16 protein-coding genes and 1 tRNA gene are annotated in these 17006 nt (G+C 72.6%); 4 read left to right on the top strand and 13 right to left on the bottom strand.

The features are described from left to right. Nucleotides 1–22: 22 nt before the first annotated feature. Together NFS20_RS21655 and ald are read right to left on the bottom strand one after the other, a co-directional pair. Nucleotides 23–658, bottom strand: a complete 636-nt coding sequence (locus tag NFS20_RS21655; RefSeq protein WP_251153848.1) for a GNAT family N-acetyltransferase — start codon at nt 656–658, stop codon at nt 23–25. 85 nt (nt 659–743) lie between these two features. Next, nucleotides 744–1859 carry an alanine dehydrogenase gene (ald, locus tag NFS20_RS21650; RefSeq protein WP_251153847.1) on the bottom strand — a complete coding sequence of 372 codons (1116 nt, stop codon included), beginning with the start codon at nt 1857–1859 and terminating at the stop codon, nt 744–746. A gap of 104 nt (nt 1860–1963) precedes the next feature. On the opposite strand from ald, the gene NFS20_RS21645 reads away from it, so the two are divergent. Next, nucleotides 1964–2266 carry a DUF1905 domain-containing protein gene (locus NFS20_RS21645; RefSeq protein ID WP_251153846.1) on the top strand — a complete coding sequence of 101 codons (303 nt, stop codon included), beginning with the start codon at nt 1964–1966 and terminating at the stop codon, nt 2264–2266. A gap of 54 nt (nt 2267–2320) precedes the next feature. Here the strand turns inward: NFS20_RS21645 and NFS20_RS21640 are convergent, their stop codons facing one another. Continuing rightward, on the bottom strand, nt 2321–3607 hold the full coding sequence (locus NFS20_RS21640; RefSeq protein ID WP_251153845.1) for an AI-2E family transporter: 1287 nt from the start codon (nt 3605–3607) through the stop codon (nt 2321–2323). 240 nt (nt 3608–3847) lie between these two features. Between NFS20_RS21640 and NFS20_RS21635 the strand changes: the two genes are divergently transcribed. Beyond that, nucleotides 3848–3932: transfer RNA gene (locus NFS20_RS21635), tRNA-Leu, on the top strand. A 260-nt stretch (nt 3933–4192) separates the two neighbouring features. Further along, nucleotides 4193–5365: a tyrosine-type recombinase/integrase gene (locus NFS20_RS21630; protein ID WP_251153844.1), complete on the top strand. Its 1173-nt coding sequence runs from the start codon at nt 4193–4195 to the stop codon at nt 5363–5365. A gap of 62 nt (nt 5366–5427) precedes the next feature. Here the strand turns inward: NFS20_RS21630 and NFS20_RS21625 are convergent, their stop codons facing one another. The 10 genes from NFS20_RS21625 to NFS20_RS21580 all read right to left on the bottom strand — a co-directional run bounded on the left by NFS20_RS21625 (nt 5428) and on the right by NFS20_RS21580 (nt 15365). Beyond that, entirely contained in the window at nt 5428–5814 is a 387-nt protein-coding gene (locus NFS20_RS21625; protein ID WP_251153843.1) for a helix-turn-helix domain-containing protein, read from the bottom strand. A 58-nt stretch (nt 5815–5872) separates the two neighbouring features. Continuing rightward, nucleotides 5873–6580 carry an HNH endonuclease gene (locus NFS20_RS21620; protein ID WP_251153842.1) on the bottom strand — a complete coding sequence of 236 codons (708 nt, stop codon included), beginning with the start codon at nt 6578–6580 and terminating at the stop codon, nt 5873–5875. Between the two features lie 92 nt (nt 6581–6672). After that, the gene (locus tag NFS20_RS21615; RefSeq protein ID WP_251153841.1) at nt 6673–7164 is read right to left on the bottom strand and encodes a single-stranded DNA-binding protein; all 492 of its coding nucleotides are present in this window, start codon (nt 7162–7164) and stop codon (nt 6673–6675) included. A gap of 113 nt (nt 7165–7277) precedes the next feature. Next, on the bottom strand, nt 7278–8084 hold the full coding sequence (locus NFS20_RS21610) for a prepilin peptidase (protein ID WP_251153840.1): 807 nt from the start codon (nt 8082–8084) through the stop codon (nt 7278–7280). After that, nucleotides 8081–8551 (bottom strand): hypothetical protein, encoded by a 471-nt coding sequence (locus tag NFS20_RS21605; protein WP_251153839.1) that lies wholly within the window; start codon nt 8549–8551, stop codon nt 8081–8083. The genes NFS20_RS21610 and NFS20_RS21605 overlap by 4 nt, the downstream gene beginning before the upstream one ends. A gap of 83 nt (nt 8552–8634) precedes the next feature. After that, nucleotides 8635–9450 (bottom strand): hypothetical protein, encoded by an 816-nt coding sequence (locus NFS20_RS21600; RefSeq protein WP_251153838.1) that lies wholly within the window; start codon nt 9448–9450, stop codon nt 8635–8637. Beyond that, a complete protein-coding gene (locus NFS20_RS21595; RefSeq protein ID WP_251153837.1) occupies nt 9447–13379 on the bottom strand; it encodes a DNA polymerase III subunit alpha in 3933 nt (1310 codons plus the stop codon). The genes NFS20_RS21600 and NFS20_RS21595 overlap by 4 nt, the downstream gene beginning before the upstream one ends. 27 nt (nt 13380–13406) lie before the next feature. Further along, entirely contained in the window at nt 13407–13892 is a 486-nt protein-coding gene (locus NFS20_RS21590; RefSeq protein WP_251153836.1) for a pentapeptide repeat-containing protein, read from the bottom strand. Nucleotides 13893–13938: 46 nt separating this feature from the next. After that, nucleotides 13939–14511, bottom strand: coding sequence for a hypothetical protein (locus tag NFS20_RS21585; RefSeq protein ID WP_251153835.1), 573 nt, complete (start codon nt 14509–14511; stop codon nt 13939–13941). Between the two features lie 14 nt (nt 14512–14525). After that, a complete protein-coding gene (locus NFS20_RS21580; RefSeq protein WP_251153834.1) occupies nt 14526–15365 on the bottom strand; it encodes a hypothetical protein in 840 nt (279 codons plus the stop codon). Nucleotides 15366–15457: 92 nt separating this feature from the next. On the opposite strand from NFS20_RS21580, the gene NFS20_RS21575 reads away from it, so the two are divergent. Next, nucleotides 15458–16936 carry a hypothetical protein gene (locus NFS20_RS21575; protein WP_251153833.1) on the top strand — a complete coding sequence of 493 codons (1479 nt, stop codon included), beginning with the start codon at nt 15458–15460 and terminating at the stop codon, nt 16934–16936. The last annotated feature ends 70 nt before the right edge of the window (nt 16937–17006 follow it).

Raw genomic sequence — 17006 nt, 5'->3', positions numbered from 1 at the left:
CACCCGGGCGGCGCGACGGACCTCAGGAGGTCGTCGCGAGGCGGGGTGCGGCGTCGGGCCACGGCTCGACCGGCTCGCGCGGGTCGTCCGGCAGGAGCGTCGCCACCCACGCGTCGCGGCGGACGCCCCGCTGCAGGGAGTGACCGCGCACGGTCCCCTCGACACGGAAGCCGAGCCGCCACGCGAGGCGACGCGACGGCCAGTTCCCGACGTACGCCTCCCAGGACAGGCGCGCGAGGCCGAGCCCCTCCGGGTCGAACGCCCAGTCGACGACGAGGCGACCGGCGGCCGTCGCGAGACCGCGGCCGCGGCCGGCGGGCGACATCCAGTAGCCGAGCTCGGCGGAGCGCTGCCCGTCCGGGCCGTCGTCGAGGCCCAGCCCGAACATCCCGAGCAACGGTCCGGCGCCCTCCGGCCCGGGCACGCCCGACGGCCCGACCGACTCGCGCACCGCCCAGGTGAAGACGCTCCCGCGCTCCCAGCCCGGTGCCACGTAGCCCTGCACGAAGCCCAGCGCGTCGTCGCGCGTGTACGGCGACGGGACGACGGTCCAGGCGGCGACGTCGGGGTCCTGGCACGCGACGGTGATCGCGTCGACGTCGTCGAGGGTCGGGGAGGCGAGGTGGACGACGCCGTCGTCCAGGGCGAAGGGCTGCACGGGACCCAACCTGTCACGACCCGCCGCGAGGGCGCACGTCCTTTCGGACGGGTTCGGCGACGCGCCGGACCGGCGAGACCCGCGCTCAGCCCGCGAGCACCTCGACGAGGGGCGACCACCCGAGACCGTGCGCCGCCGCGACGGCCTCGTTGAGCAGCACGCCGCGGTGCGTCGACGCGCCGGACGCCAGGAGCGGGTCGTCGCGGAGGGCGTCGAGCCCTCCGTCCGCGAGCGCCGCGAGGTACGGCAGCGTCGCGCTCGTCAGCGCCTGCGTGCTCGTGACCGGGACGGCGCCGGGCATGTTGGCGACGCAGTAGAAGGTCGTGCCGTGGACGGCGAACGTCGGGTCGTCGTGGGTCGTGGGGTGCGAGCCCTCGAAGCACCCGCCCTGGTCGACGGCGATGTCGACGAGCACCGCTCCGGGGCGCATGCGGGCGACGAGGTCGTCGCTCACGAGCCGCGGAGCGCGGGCTCCGGCGACGAGGACGGCCCCGACCACGAGGTCGGCCTCGAGCACCGCCCGCTCGACGGCGTACAGGCTCGACGCGACCGTCCGCACGTGACCGGAGAACTCGACGTCGAGGCCGCGCAGCACGGGCAGCGACAGGTCGAGGACGGTCACCTCGGCGCGCAACCCGACCGCGACCTGCGCCGCGTTGCGCCCCGCCGTTCCACCCCCCAGGACGACGACCCGCCCCGGCGGCGTCCCGGGCACGCCGCCCAGCAGGACGCCGCGGCCGCCGGCCGGGCGCTGCAGGAGCCATGCGCCCACCTGGGTCGCCATGCGCCCCGCGACCTCGCTCATCGGTGCGAGCAGGGGCAGGCTCCCGTCCGGGGCCTGCGCGGTCTCGTACGCGACGGACGTCGTCCCGGCGTCGAGCAGCGCACGCGTGCCCGCGGCGTCGGCGGCGAGGTGCAGGTAGGCGAACAGCAGCAGGTCCTCGCGCAGGTGGCCGTACTCGCTCGCGACCGGCTCCTTGACCTTGCACACGAGCTCGGCCTCGCCCCACACCTCCTCGGCGGTGGCGACGACGCGCGCGCCCGCGCGCTCGAACTCCTCGTCGGGCAGGTGGGAGCCGGCGCCGGCCCCGGACTGGACGAGCACGTCGTGCCCGGCCCGCACGAGGTGGTGGGCGCCGGCGGGGGTGAGCGCGACGCGGTCCTCGTGGTTCTTGACCTCGGTGGGTATCCCGATCCTCATGGTCCAGTGTCGTCGCGCGTCGCCCCGGCGCGCACGACGACCGCTCTGCGCCGCAGCGCGCGGCGAGGGTTCCGCAGGTCCGGCCCGTCGGCTACGGTCGGGCCATGCCCACGTGGACGGACCCCGGCGAGGTGGAGTTCGACGCCGTCCTCGTCGACTCCGGCACCGCGTCGGGCGTGTTCGTCGAGGTGCCCGTCGACACCACGGACCTGTTCGGCACGCGCGGGCGCGTGCCCGTGCGGGTCGAGGTCGACGACGTCGCCTACCACGCGTCCCTCGTCGCCTACGGCGGTCCTCACCTGCTCGCCGTCCTCCGGGCGATCCGGGACCGGCTCGGCAAGGGCGTGGGCGACCAGGTCCACGTCACCCTCCGCCTCGCGGCGGGGGTCTCCGCCGTCCCGCGCTGACGATGGGCCCGGGCCACAGCACGGGGAGCGGCGGGGCACGGCCCCTCCGGGGACTCAGCCGGCGTCGCGTGTCGGCGACGTCGGCGACGGCCCCTCCGAGAGGGCGATCTCCTTGGCCGTGGGGATCTCGTCCTCCATCGGCGGGTCCTTGTGCCGCAGCTTCGAGAACACCGCCCAGGCGACGGCGACGAGCGGCACGGACACCACGGCACCGAGGATCCCGGCCAGCAACGTCCCGCCGGTGACGGCGAGCGCGACGACCACGGGGTGCAGCGAGACCTGGGCGCCCATGATGAGCGGCTGCAGGATGTGGCCCTCGAACTGCCCGATGAGGGCGATCCCGACCGTGACGATGAGCGCCGTGACGAAGCCGTCCGCGGCGAGCGCCACGACCGCGGCGATGATCATGGCGAGCGGCGCCCCGATGATCGGGATGAAGGCACCGATGAACACGAGCACCGCGAGCGGCGCGGCGAGCGGGACGCCGAGGATCGCGAGGAGGATGAAGGCGAGGGCGCCGTCGGCGAGCGCGATGAGCACGGTGCCGCGCGCGTAGCCCGAGAACGTGTACCAGCCCGCTCCCCCGGCGATCTTCCAGCTCTCGCGCGAGCGCGCCGGGAGCTGGTTGAGGAACCACGTCCACAGGTCCTTGCCCCGTGCGAGGAAGAACACGGTGCAGAAGATGGCGAGGGCGATCGCGGCGAACGCCTCGAACACCGACCCGGCACTCGCGGCCGCCTGGCTCGCGATGTCGCCGCCGTGCTCGGTGAGCCACTGCCGCCCGTTCTCGATCCACTCGTTGACGTCGTCGCCCGTGATCGAGACCGGGAGCGGACCGTTCTCCAGGAAGTCGAGGATCTGGTCGATGCCGTCGCTGAACTCGCCCGCGAGCTCCTCCCACTGCCCCGCGACCGACGTGATGATGTACGTCAGCAGACCCGCGAAGAAGAGCAGCGCGGAGAGGATCGCGAGAGCGGTCGCGAGCCCGCGCGGCATGATCCGCGCGTAGAAGTCCGTCACGGGCCGCAGCACCGACGTGATGACGAGCGCCAGGAAGACCGCGACGAACACGAGCTGGACCTGTGCCGTCGCGTAGAAGATCAGGGCGACCGCGGCCACGACCATGAGCAGCCGCCAGGACCAGCCCGCCGTCGTCCGCAGCCACGCGGGCACCGTCTCGTCGTACCCGACGACCGACGGGTTCCGGCGTGCACCCGCCACCTTGCGCGCCTCGCGCGACGCCCCGGCGAGGTGCTTGACCGACGCCGCCGAGCGCTCCGAGCCGGAACCGGGACGTGGCGTGGGCGTGGGCCCGCTCACGGGCCGCTGCTCGTCCGTCACGCCTGGTCCTGTCCGGAGGTCGCCGTCATCCGCCCAGTGTGCCCCAGGTCGTCCCCCGACGCCGGGTACGGCACACCGGTCCGGAGCAGGCGCCCGCGCACCGCCGTCGCGCTCTCCCGGTGCAGGTCGGCGGGCGGACGCGATGCGGGTCGGCGGGCGGACGCGATGCGGGATCCACCCGCCAGCCGTGCTATGTTTTTCCCCGCACCGGAACGGCGGGAACGCCGGGAAGGTCCACTCGTCCGGGTGGCGGAATGGCAGACGCGCTAGCTTGAGGTGCTAGTGCCCTTTATCGGGCGTGGGGGTTCAAGTCCCCCTCCGGACACTTCTGGGCATGCCCTCTGACCTGGGAAAACACCCTGGTCGGAGGGGAAGCCCCCTCCCAATGGGCGCACCAGGGGCGCACCGCCGGGGGTTTCCGGCGGGGGCCCGACCCCGAGGAACCAGCACATGGCATACATCTCCGAGCGCTCGCGCTCGTCCGACGGATCCACCGCCTTTCGAGTTCGCTGGCGGCTGGGCGGATCGCGCGACGGCGCGATGCAGTCCGAGACCTTCACGTCCCGCGCACGAGCCGAGTCCTTCATGGAGGACGTCGAGCGCGCAGGCGAATACTGGCCGCGCGGCTGGGTCAAGGGCGAGGGCTACATCGACTCGATCATCGACGGCCGCACCTTCGCGTCGGTTGCCGAGGAGTTCTTCGCCGAGCAGCAGCGGCGGATCAACCTCGGCCGCGTCAAGGCGTACTCCGTGCACCGGTACCAGCGCAACTACGCGCTGCACCTGGAGCCCGCGTTCGGGAAGTTGCCCTTCGCAGACATCGTGCCCGAGGACATCTCCGACTGGATCGACGCCGAGCTCGATGTCCCGTGGACGCCGAAGTCGATCAAGAACTGGCACGGCCTGCTGTCGTCGATCATGAAGTTCGGGCAGATCAAGCTAGGCCTTCGCCACGACAACCCGTGCCAGCTGACGGAGCTCCCCAGCACGGACGCTCGCGAGGCGCGCCAGATCCGGTTCTTCCAGCACGGGGAGTGGGCCCTGCTGCGATCGTGCCTCAAGACCGACGTTCTCCCTCTAGCGGACCTGCTGCTCGCGACGGGCATGCGCTGGGGCGAGGTCTCGGCGCTGCGAGTTGGCGACCTCTCGGTGCGCGAGGACGACGGGCAGGAGTCTGTGGTCATCCACATCGTGCGCGCCTGGTCGACGCGGGCGCCGGACGACCGGACGCCGATCCGCCATCGCGAGGGCGAGAGCGCACGCTGGGTCCTCGGGCCGCCGAAGTCGCGGCGCTCGAGGTACGTCGTCGTCACCGGCGACCAGGCATCCCGACTGCTGTCCATCGTCGAGGGGCGAGGCGCCTCGGAGTATGTGTTCGTCACCGCGCGAGGGAACCCTTGGCGCTACACCGAGTTCCACAGCGACCGGTGGCTACCCGCCCGCCGGGAGGCCGAGCGCCGCGGCCTAACCAAGAAGGCGACGCCGCACATGCTGCGGCACACCGCGGTTGTGTGGACGCTCGCCGCCGGCGTCCGCATCGAGGTCGTCTCCGAGATGCTCGGCCATGCCAGCATCCAGATCACCTACGACATCTACGGCGGCCTGATCGACCTGCACGACCCCGTCATGGCTCAGGCGATGGCTACGGCGATGACGTCGGTACGGCAGGCGATTGTGCCCGCGCCAACTCGCGCCGAGGTCGACGCGCGGCCGGTCCGCCCCGGTCCGCGGGGAGCGCGGCGCCTCCGCACCGCCTGAGCACGACGAACGGCGTCCGCCCCGGGGCTCGGGTGCGGACGCCGTTCGTCGTCGGTGAGGATCTACAGCTTCGAGCGGGGGCGCCCGCCCGTGTGCCGCCGCCCGCTCGAAGGAGGGCGCACGATCGGCTCGGACGCGCCCAGCTCGTCCTGCCGCTCCTGCGGCGAGAGGACCTCCTGCTCCCCCGCCGCGACAATCGCAGCAAGGTGGTGAGCGGCGAAGCGCACGTGCTTGCCCAGGCGGGTGAACGGAACCTTTCGGCCGGACACCTGCTTGCGCAGGGAACCCTCGGGGATGTTCAGCGCCTCGGCCGCCTCGGGGATCGTGAGCAGAGGGCCGGACGCGAATGCGCCGGCGCCGACCGGCGCGGGCGATGACGTCGGGTGCGACGTCTTCGACGATCGGGAAGGGCGAGCCGATCCGCGGCGCGTAGAGGTGGTGGTGCTCATGAACTGTATATGTGCGGCATTGCGACTCGCCCGAGTGCGGGTGCACAAGCCGGACATCTCACCACAGTGGCACGTCGCGTGGCCGCGACGGCACCGCGGCGCCGTTCGCCGCCCGCTGCACCCCCGGAGTCGACAACGGCACCGGGGGTGCAGTCGTCTGCGGCAGCGCCGACTCGGGCTCGTCGCCCCAGCCGGCCGGCAGCACGAACTCGGCCGGCGCCTGGGCGGCCGAGGCCAGGCCCATCTCCCCCACGCGCGTCGTCGCGGGGTCGTAGAGCTCGCCGACACGCACCTCGGCGCCCGGCGGGAAGTACCGGCGCCGGCGCCGCTCGAGGGAGCGGATCTTGGACTTGGGCAGCAGCTTGGCGCCCTTGGACGTGTTGTGGTGCGCGCACGAGGCGACGCCGTTGAGCAGGCTGGTCGCCCCGCCCTTGGCGTGCGGGTGCAGGTGGTCGGCGTGCTCGGACGCGCTGCGGCAGCGCTGCCAGCCCCACCCGGTGTACTCGCACTGCCCGCCGGCGCGGGCGTGGATCACCCGGCGCTGCTCCACGGAGTACATGCGCTGCGGGTCCTTCTCCCCCGTCCAGCGGCCCGTGCCCCCGCCCAGGCGCTGCGCGAGCGCCCCGAGTGCGATCAGCGCCGCAACGGCGACCATCCACTGCCGCAGCGCGCCGACCGGACCGACCGGGTCCTGCAGGCCGCCACCGGCGGCGATCACACCTACCAGAGCCAGCCCCAGGCCGACCCCTACACCAACGAATCGCATCGAACCCCTCCTCGGTGTACGAACATGCGCCGGAACGGCGACAGGCCCCCACCCCCGAAGGGGTGAGGGCCTGCCTCAGGAGGGAGCCGGGCTCAGAACTCCTCGCCACCGCCCGCGGACTCCGCGGCCGGGGCCGCAGCCGGGGCCGACGCGGCGGGCGCCGACGCCGCCGGGGCGGACGCGGCCGCCTGGCCGCCACCGTTGCCGCCGCCGTTGCCGCCACCCTGCTTGCGGGTGACCTTCGCCGACGCGTAGCGCAGCGACGGGCCGATCTCGTCGACCTGCATCTCGACGACGGTGCGGTTCTCACCGTCCTTCTCGTACGAGCGCTGGACCAGGCGGCCCTGGACGATGACGCGCATGCCCTTCGTGAGCGACTCGGCGACGTTCTCCGCGGCCTCGCGCCAGATCGAGCCGCGCAGGAACAGCGTGTCGCCGTCCTTCCACTCGTTCGTCTGCCGGTCGAAGGTGCGCGGGGTGGAGGCGACCGTGAAGTTCGCGACCGCCGCGCCGGAGGGCGTGAACCGCAGCTCCGGGTCGCCGGTCAGGTTCCCGATCACCGTGATCTGGGTGTCACCAGCCATGTGTACTTCCTCCTACTGCTCGTCCGGTTCAGATCCGGCTCTACCTGTGACCTGTGCGGCAGGTCGACCGGCGGGGAAGCCCCCGCAACCTTCATATGTGCGGCACTTCGCGATTACGCGAGCCCGACCACCGACAGGTACCAGTTCGCGATCACGGGGCCCGCCAGCACGCCCACGAGCGCGCCCGCGACCATCCACGGACCGAACGGCACCTCCGTCTTGCGCCTCAGGCGCCCGCGCAGCGCGAGCACCGCCGAGCCGATCGCGCCCAGCAGGAACGCGCAGAACGCGCCCACCGCCAGCGCCGGCCAGCCGACGAACGCCATCACCGCGCCGAGCGGGGCGGCGAGCTTGACGTCGCCGAACCCCATCCCGGCCGGGTAGGCCATCGCGGCGGCGAAGTAGAACGCGAACAGCGCGACCGCGCCGATCCCCGCCCGAGCAAGCGCCCACCAGTCCCCCGTGACCGCCGTGCCGGCTACCATCGCCACCGCCAGCACGATCGACCACGGCAGCATCACGCGGTCGGGCAGCAGGTGAGTCTGCAGGTCGATCAGCGACAGGACCAGCCCGCCGACAACCATCACCAGCACGACGGCCAGCGCAGCCCACCCGGCGGTCGGGAGCAGCACGGCGCCCGCCACGACGAACGCGGCGGCACCGACGAGCTCGACGACCAGGTGCCGCACCCCGAACCGCGCGCCGCAGTCGCGGCAGCGTCCGCGCAGCACCAGCCACGACAGCACCGGGACGTTGTCCCACGGACGGACCTTGTGCCCGCACGCCTCGCACGCGGACGCCCCGGTCACCGAGGACTGCCCGCGCGGGATCCGCACGGCGGCCAGGTTGGCGTACGAGGCGAGGATCGCCCCGGCGCCGGCCAGCCAGACCAGCACGAGCCAGGTGGGCAGGGCGATCACTGCTGGCCCGCGCTCCGGGCGAGGAACTCCGCGGCGACCTCGGCCGTGACGGCGGCCGTGACGGTGTCGTCCAGGCGGCCGGTGACGGACGGGTGGTCGGGGTCCAGCCAGATCTCCTGGTCGACCAGCAGTCGCTGGACGGGCAGGCCGATCGCGACGGCGAACGTCGCGGTGAGCGAGAGCATCTGCGGGATGTCGTCGTCGAAGGCGACCATCGCGATCCGCTCGGCGCCGGCGGCCTTGACGGCCTCGATCGCGTGGCGGACCGAGTCGGCCGGCGGGGTGCTGCCGTTGGTCGGGTTCATCTCGACGACGGCGAGCGGGTGCTTGTCGGCGACGTCCTCCTCGCCGGTGTAGCTGACCACGACGACGCAGCCGTCGGGGCGTCCGCTGCAGCGCAGCAGGATGTGGTTGAGCAGGTCGGTTGCCGCGGTGCGTGCGGTGGCCAGCTCGGAGCTGACGGTCATGGTGGTTCTCCAGCAGGTTCGTGGTGGTTCGGGGGCTTCCTGCTTGGCTTGCAGGTTCTGATCTACCTATGTGCGGCACACGGCTAGGGCCGTTCGTGTGAATCTGATGCCCCGGACGGGGTCAGGACCGCGTCGAAGCGGGCACGCATCACGTCCAGGTCCGGACCGGCGCCGTAGCGCTCCGGGCAGGGTGACCCGTCGGCGTGCGTCCGGTCCCAGTGCGAGCGTCGCTTGGGGGTGCGCAGCTCGGCCCCGCAGGTGCACGGGATCGCCCCGGACGCCAGCACGAGGTTCTCGAACGTGACCATGCGGGCCCGCTCGGTCGCGGCGGCCTGGCGGGCACGGTCGGCGGCGGCGTTCGCGGACGCCAGCTGCTTGCGCAGCGCCACGATCGTCGCGGCCGGGTCGCCGTCGTCCTCGGCGCGGATGCGGGCCTCGGCCCGGGCGGCGCGGCGGAACGTCTCGACGAACATCTCCGGCGGGACCGGCTGCGGGTCGCGGCGCGCGGCCTTGCGGACCTCGCGCACGCGCCCGTGCTCGCCGACCTCGAGCAGGCCGACGCCCGCGCCCAGGTCGTCCTCGGGCCGGACCAGGGCGGCGGGCGCAGCGAAGTAGAGCCGGTGGGCGTACCGCCCGATCTGGTCCATCTTCTCGGGGCGGGCGAGCTCGGCCCGCAGGTCGGCGCGCGAGACCTTCACCTCGACCAGGATCCGCTCGTGGCCGCGCCGGCCGTTCCAGGCGCGCACCAGGAACAGGTCTGCGCGGCGGCTGGCGGCGTACCCGGGGGCGTCGGTCAGTTCGTCCAGCGCTGCCCACTCCGGCGACACGGTGTCGTGCTCGGCGCCGAAGTGGGCCCGCACCGCGGTGAGGACCTGCCCGGAGGTGACCTTCTCGCTCATGCGTCACCGACCAGGACCCAGCAGTCCTGCTCGTTGGCGTGCGCCAGGTCGCGGGCGGCGTTGGTCGCCGCGGCGGTGACCTTGCCGACCGAGACGATCACGGCGTCCGACCCGCGCCCGTACAGCCACGTGCTGCCCGGCCCGGCGACGTCGGCCCACGGGGTGTCGTGGACGGCGTCGCCGAGGGTGTTCAGCACCATCTCGGGCAGCCGCTCGGTGTACGTCGCCAGCGCCAGGTCCGGCGCGGGCAGCGCGAGCAGCGCCATCGGGGCGTGCTCGACCCGCTCGTCCGGGACCGCGAGGTCGTCGGCCTGGACCGAGAACCTGTTCACGACCGGGTCGACGACCGGCACCTGCCACATGTCGCGGAAGGTGAGCTCGCGGCGGTAGACGATCTCGACCTCGCCGGACTCGTCCTCGACCTCGATCTCGCGCAGGCGCACCGACCCGGAGATCGCCACGACCTGCCCGACGGCCGGCTCGAACGTCAGCCGCTGGCGGTCGTCGTCCCACATGACGCCGTCGATCGAGCCCTGCGTGCCCTCCAGCGTGATGCGCCCCATGCGGCCCTTGGAGTACGCCTTCTCGGAGTACCCGGCCAGGACGCCCAGCAGCAGCACCTGGGCGCGCTCGGGCGCCTCGTGGACCGTGGACACCGGGCGGGCGTACTTGCCGTTCGGCGTGGTGTACGCGCGCAGCTGGTCGCCCAGCAGGGACAGCGGGTGCTGGCCGGTGATGACGCCGATCGCCTGGCGCTGGCGGCCCGAACGCTCCAGCAGGCCCCACTCGACGTCGGGCACCGCGGTGTCGGGGTGCTCGCGCACCGCGCGGGTGATCATCATCTGCCCGCGCCGGGGCCCGAAGGCGTCCAGCGCGCCGGAGGCGATGAGGGACTCCACGACGTTCACCGGCAGCATCGCGCCGGTCTCCGTGGGCTCCTCGACCTCGGTCTCGGCGTCCGGCTCGAGGTCGTCCGGTGCGTCCTCGTCGGTCTCGCCTGCCGCGCCCTTGGGGACGGCGCGCACGCGCCCGAGCAGGTCGGCCAGGGACGTGAACGGGCCGTTCGCGTCGCGCTCGGCGACGATCGCGGCGGCGTTGGCGCCCACGCCGCGCACCTCGGACAGGCCCAGGCGCACGTTGGTCTCCTCCGGCTGGGTGTCCACGCCCGAGAGGTTGACGTCCGGGGGCAGCAGCTCGATGCCCTCGCCGCGCATCGACAGGATCGCCGCGCCGCGCTTGTCCGCGTCCTTCTTGGTGGTCGCGAGGATCGCCGCGGCGAACTCCGCCCCCCAGTTCGCCTTGAGCCAGGACGTCTCGAACGCGATCTGCCCGTACGCGGTGGAGTGAGCCTTGTTGAACTGGTACTTGCCCGCCTCCTTGATCGCGTCCCACAGCAGGGTCGCGGTCCGCTCGGCGAACGCGATCTTGGTGACGTTCCCGGCCTCGTCGCGGATCTCCTTGCCGGCGCCGACGAACCAGAGCTTGCCGATCCGCTCGATCTCGTCGGCCTTCTTCTTGGAGATGGCCTTGCGCAGGCGGTTCTTCTCCGCGGGTCCGAACCCGGCCACGACCTCGCCCAGACGCATCGACTGCTCCTGGAACACCGGCACGGCCATCGACTCGTCGAGCACCGTGGCGATCGCGGCCTGCTCAGCCGGGTCGTTGGTGAAGATCGAGTAGTCGACCGGCTCGGTGCCGCGCTTGCGGGCGGCCCAGCGCCTGTCCATGTGCTGCCCGAGCGGGCCCGGGCGGTACAGCGCGACGATGGAGGACAGGTCGTCCAGGCAGTCGGGGCCGGCGTCCATCGCCAGGGCGGTCATCCCCTCGGACTCCATCTGGAACACGCCCGGCGTCTTGCCGGCGCGCAGCAGCGCCCAGGCGGCCTGCGCGCGCAGGTCGCCGTTGTCCGGGTCGACGTCGTCGGGCTCGACGAGCTCGCCGGTGCGCCGCTGGATGAAATCGACCGTGTAGGAGATGACGTCGAGGTTGCGCAGCCCGAGCACGTCGAGCTTGAGCAGACCGTAGTCGCCCACGTCCTCGCCGTCCCACTCGGTGATCATGGGGGCGTTGGCGGGTGCGTTCGCGGAGCGGTTCACGCGCAGCGGCACCAGGTCGAACATCGGCTCGTCGGCGATCAGCACGCCGCACGGGTGCACGCCGGGCGTCTTGATGACGTCCTCGAACACCCGGGCCAGGTCCAGGATCGCCGCAGCCTTGTCACCCTCGCGGGTCACCAGGGTGCGGAAGTCGGCGCCCGCGGCCAGGTCGGGGCTCTCCACCTGGGCGATGGAGAACGGCTTGCCGCCCTCGACGGGCACGAGCTTGGACAGCTTCTCGCCCAGCGGGGTCATCTCGAGCACGCGCGCGGCGTCCTTGATCGCGGCGCGGGTGCGCGCGACGCCGAACGTGCCGATCTGGGCGACGCGCTCGGAGCCCCAGCGGCGGGCCAGGTAGACCAGCACCTCGGGGCGCCGGCCCTGCTCGAAGTCCACGTCGATGTCGGGCATGCCGGAACGCTCGGGGTCCAGGAACCGCTCGAACAGCAGGCCGTTCTTGATGGGGTCCGGGCCGACGATACGCAGCGCCCACGAGCACAGCGAGCCTGCCGCAGAGCCACGCCCCGGGCCGACACGGATGGGCTTCTTCTGCCCCTCGCGGCCGCGCGGGTTCGCCTTGGTCGGCAGGCCGCGGGTGGAGCGGCACCACTCGATGACGTCGCGCACGATGAGGAAGTAGTCGGCGAAGCCCAGGTCGCGGATGACCGTGTACTCCCAGCCGGTGCGCTTGTTCACCTCGGCGGAGAGCTTCTCGCCCGGCGCGATGCCGTACCGCTCGCGCAGCCCCTGGGAGACCAGGTGGCGGAAGTAGGCGTTGGACATGGCGCGCTTGTCGGAGTGGTCGACGCCGGCGGGCCGGAAGTCCGGGTGCAGCGAGGCGACGTCGTAGACGGGCAGGCGCATGCCGGTGGCCCCGAACACGTCCTCGCTCACGCGCTCGGCGATGTCGACCGTCGTGTCGCAGGCGGCCTGCCACCAGTCGGCGCCGTCGAACAGCGCGCGCATCTCGGCCTCGGTGCGCAGGTGGTGCCCGTGCCCGTGGAACTTGAAGCGCTTCTCCGAGGACAGGACCTTCTTGGTGCCGACGGCCAGCCACGCCTCGTGCGCCTTGTCGTGGTCGCAGGAGGTGTAGTGCGAGTCGTTGGTCGCCACCAGCGGCAGGTCGAACTCGGCGGCCAGGTCGCGCAGGCCGCCGATGATCTTGCGCTGGTCGGGGATGGCGTGGTCCATCACCTCGACGTAGACGTTCTCGGGGCCGAAGATCCGCACCAGGTTCGTCAGGTAGGACCGGGCGGCCTCGACGTCCTCGCGCACGAGCGCGCCGGCCACCCCGCCGCCGAGGCAGCCGGTCAGCACGACGATGCCCTCGTGGTACTTCTCGAGCAGGTCGAAGTCCATGAGCGGCTGCGGCTTGGCGAGCCCGCCACCGCCCGGGGAGTAGGTCTGCTGGGCGGAGTTGTGCAGCCGCACGAGGTTCTTCCAGCCCTGCTCGGAGACCGCGAGCAGAGTCAGGTGCTCGTAGATCTTCTTCTTCTTGCGCTTCTCCCCCAGCGCGCCGACGGTGCCCTTGTCCTCGTCGATCGCGTCGCCGGACTCGTCGTCGGCGTCGACCCACATGATCTGGGGGTCGAACCGCGAGCCGATGGCCATGTAGACCTCGCACCCGGGGATCGGGGTGATACCGGCGGCCTTGGCGAACTTGCGCAGCTTCCACAGGCCACCGAGGGTGCCGTGGTCGGTCGCGGCGAAGGCGATGTTGCCGTCGGCTGCTGCCGCCTTGACGAGGTCGGCCATGCGGCCCATGCCGTCGAGGGGGCTGTACTCGGTGTGGGTGTGCAGGTGCACGAACCCGCGCGTGGAGGTCTGGACCATGTCGTGGATATGTGCGGCAGGCACCGGTCAGTGGCCGGCGGTGGCGAACAGGGCCTCGGGAGCCTTGAATCCGATGGGCCAGCGGGTGGTGACGTCCCAGTCGATGCCGGACATCTGCGTGTCGTCGTCGAACCGGGCACCGAGCAGGTCCGCCCCGCGAAAGTTCGCGCCGGTCAGGTCCGCGCCCTCGAAGTTGGCCAGGCGCAGGTCGGCGTCGGCGAAGTTGGCGCCGGTGAGCTCGGCCTTCTCGAATGAGGAGCCGTACAGGTCGGCGTGGGCGAAGTCGGCGCCGGGGATGTCGAGCTCGGACAGGTCGGCGTGGGGCAGCTGGATGCACAGCAGGGACCGGCCGTGGCGGGCGCGTCCGCGCACGTAGGCGCGCACGTGGGCGTTCGTGGTGGGAACGGGGTAGCCGGTGATGTCGACGGCGGCTCGCACGTCCTGCGGGTCGGGCAGCAGCGCCTGGGCGTGGGCGGGGCCGACGACGGTCAGGTGGGGAACGGCGGTGTGCATGGCGTGGTCCTTGCTGTGATGGGAGGGGTGGGTGGTGCGGGGAAGGTCAGGCGGCGGCCGCGGTCAGCGGCGTGAGCCCGGCGGGCAGGGTGAGCTTGGCCAGGGCGCGCAGGTGGGTCTGCGGCAGGGAGTCCTCGATCGGACGTCCGAACAGGCGGGCGGCGGACGCGGCGATCGCCAGGGCGTCGGCCTCGTCGTTGCCGGCGACCGTCACGCCCCAGTAGCGGCGGATGACGCTGGCGAGCACCTCGTCCTTGCCGGCGTTGCCCTTGCCGGTGGCGTAGATCATGCGCTGGGACGGGGTGACCTCCAGGACGGGCAGGCCGTGCCCGTGCAGGCTGTCGACGACCAGCCACCACAGGCCGGAGCGGTCGTGGGTCCCGGCGCCGGAGGAGGCGAACGAGGGCCCCTCGACAGCGACCAGGTCCGCGCCGACGGCGTGGGCCACGATCCGGTCGGCCAGGTCGCGCAGCCGGGCACGGCGGGCGGCCAGGCTGTCGTCGCGCGAGCCCTTGGACTTCTCGCGCGTGACGGTGGCGACCAAGTCGTGGTCGATGCGGCACACGCCGGTGGACGTCATGGACAGGTCCAGGCCGACGACGAAGGGGGTGGTGGTCACGGGGTGGGGTCTCCTCAGGCGCGGGCGTAGAGCGCGGCGCGCTCGGCGTCGATCAGCTCGACGAAGCAGTGGTAGGTGCCGTGGTAGTAGTCCGTCTGGGACTCGCTCTCGGTCTGGTCGTAGGCCTTGGCGATCGCCTCGATGCGGTCGCGGACCTCGCGGGCGTACGCGGTGTTGCGGCGCCCGTAGGACAGGTCGAGGTCCGACTTGGGCTGGTACAGGTCCTCGTCGCTGAGGCCGGACACAGCCAGTCGCATGGCCTGGCCCATCGAATACTTGTCGGAGCGGACCGAGATCCTCATGTCGGGCGGCAGGTACCCGGCCTTCTGCGCGGCCTTGAGGTCGGCGCGCACGTCCTTGGCGATCTGCGCCACGTCGCGGAAGCCGTCGTACTTCGACCCGGTGCGGTGCTGGTAGACGACCGGACCGCCGGTCGGGGACTCGGCGAACTCGGCGCCCGGGGGCTGGTACCCGGCCGCGCGCCAGGCGCGCTCACGCTCGCCGATCGCGTCGAGCTGGCCCGCCAGGCGCTCCAGTTCGGCGTCGTCTCCGCAGTGCACCGCCTGCAGCATCGGGTGGTAGAAGTCGTCGCGGAACACCTCCTCGGGCACCTCGGGGGCGGACGCCAGCACCTCGGCCTCGCGGGCGTAGTACGCCTCGGCGTTGCCGGTGCCGGACCACAGGGCCATGAGCTCGCGGGCCGCGTCGGCTGTCGCCGCGCCGGTACCCTGGGGTGCCTGCGGTGCGCTCGCGCCCAGGTCGACGTCAGCCTCCTGACGCGCCTTGGTCACGAACTGCCCGCCGGTGGTCACCCCTGCTGCCTGCCGCGGGTGTGCGCTGTCGAAGGTCGCCATGCCCGGTAGATGTGCGGCGACTTCCCGGCTTCGAACTTCGGCGCATGTTGATCAGTTGCACAGGGGTCACCGCCATCGAGGAGCCGCCACCCATGACCACCCAGTACCCGCGCTACAAGTTCCTGCTCAACCCGGGCGAGCAGCTGCAGACCGCAGCGCCGGCGTTCAGCATCGCCGAGGCGGTCGACGGTGACCTGCAGGTCATGTCGGGGGCGCTGGACACCTACGCCGTCCTCGAGGGCCGCCGCCTGGCGTTCCTGACCGCCACCGGTCTCGTCGAGGACGAGGTGATCGCCTCGCCGCTGCTGACCATGCCGTTCCCGATCTGCGGCGACCTCGGCCCGGCGCCGCTGGCCGGGCAGTACGACACCCGGCGCCGGTTCCCGCACGTGTCCGCCGAGGCGCTGCGCAACCCGCTGTTCTGGCTGCCGCCGTCGCTGTACGAGCGTCAGGTGCGCCCGGAGCCGACGGGGGCGGACAACGACCCCTGGGCCGCCCCGGACCCGCGCAGCACCGACCCGCTCGCCCCGGCGCAGTTCGAGCTGGACGAGGACAGCGGCCTGTGGGTCGAGACCGACGACGCCTGGGCTCTGCGTGTGGCGCTCGTGCTGACCGAGTCCGGCCTGTACCACCCGGGTGCCGCCGTCCGCGACGAGCAGGGCAACCTGGTGCTCGACTCCGCCGGCATGCCGATCCTGGACCCGGGCGACGAGAACGCCGGGACCTGGCTCGACGTGCTCGCGATGGTCGACCTGGACCCGGCCGACGTCGCGGACGCCGAGCGGATCGCCGCGTGGCTGGACGGGGCGTTCGACCCCGACCTGGACACCATCGACCTCGAGCCGCTGCTGGCCACCTCCGACCCGAGCTGGGCGCTGGACGTCGTGCACGCCATGTGGGAGCTGAACTGGCGCACCGCGTGGGGCCGCATCGGGTCGGACATGACCGACGAGTGGTCCTGGCTCGCGCTGCTGGGCGACCTGGTCGCCGGGCAGGGCGACCTGTCCGACCCCGACAAGGCGAACGACCTGGCGCGGCTCGCGGCGATGACGGTGGCCGACATGGCCGACGAGCTGCCCGACGACGGCGAGATGGACTACCTCACCGGCGTGATGGCCAAGGTGCTCACCGGCACCCAGCCGGACGCCGAGGAGTCCGCGCGGATGAGCGCGGCGCTGACCCCGGCGTGGGGCGGTGACCTGCCGCGCGCCCTGGCGGCGCTGGCGACCACCGAGACGAGCCGGCTGCTGCGCCACGCCCGCGCGGCGTTCGAGGCGGGGTACGACACGATCGAGGCTGAGCTGGCCGAGACGACGCTGGACCCGGCCGAGGACATGGCCTACGTCCTGCAGGTCGAGCAGATCGCCCGCGTGAAGTCCCGCCAGGCCGACGAGCAGGTGACCCAGCTCGCGCAGGCGCTGCCGGCCGGCGCCTCGCACGAGGCGGTGTACGCGATGATCGGCGACCTGCTGGTCGGTCCGTTCTCGGACGCCCGCACGCTGGTGATGGTGGCCGCGACGACCTACCGGCCGGCGGTCGACTTCTACGACGAGCAGATCCCCGCGGCCTGATCGCCCAGCACGAAGCCCCCGTCACGCTCTGCGCGTGGCGGGGGCTTCGTCGTGGCGCGGTGCAGGACCT

Source organism: Cellulosimicrobium sp. Marseille-Q4280 (assembly GCF_943181405.1).
Classification (GTDB): domain Bacteria; phylum Actinomycetota; class Actinomycetes; order Actinomycetales; family Cellulomonadaceae; genus Cellulosimicrobium.
Note: the sequence above shows the minus strand (reverse complement) of the source record. Positions and strands in the feature narration are given on the sequence as shown.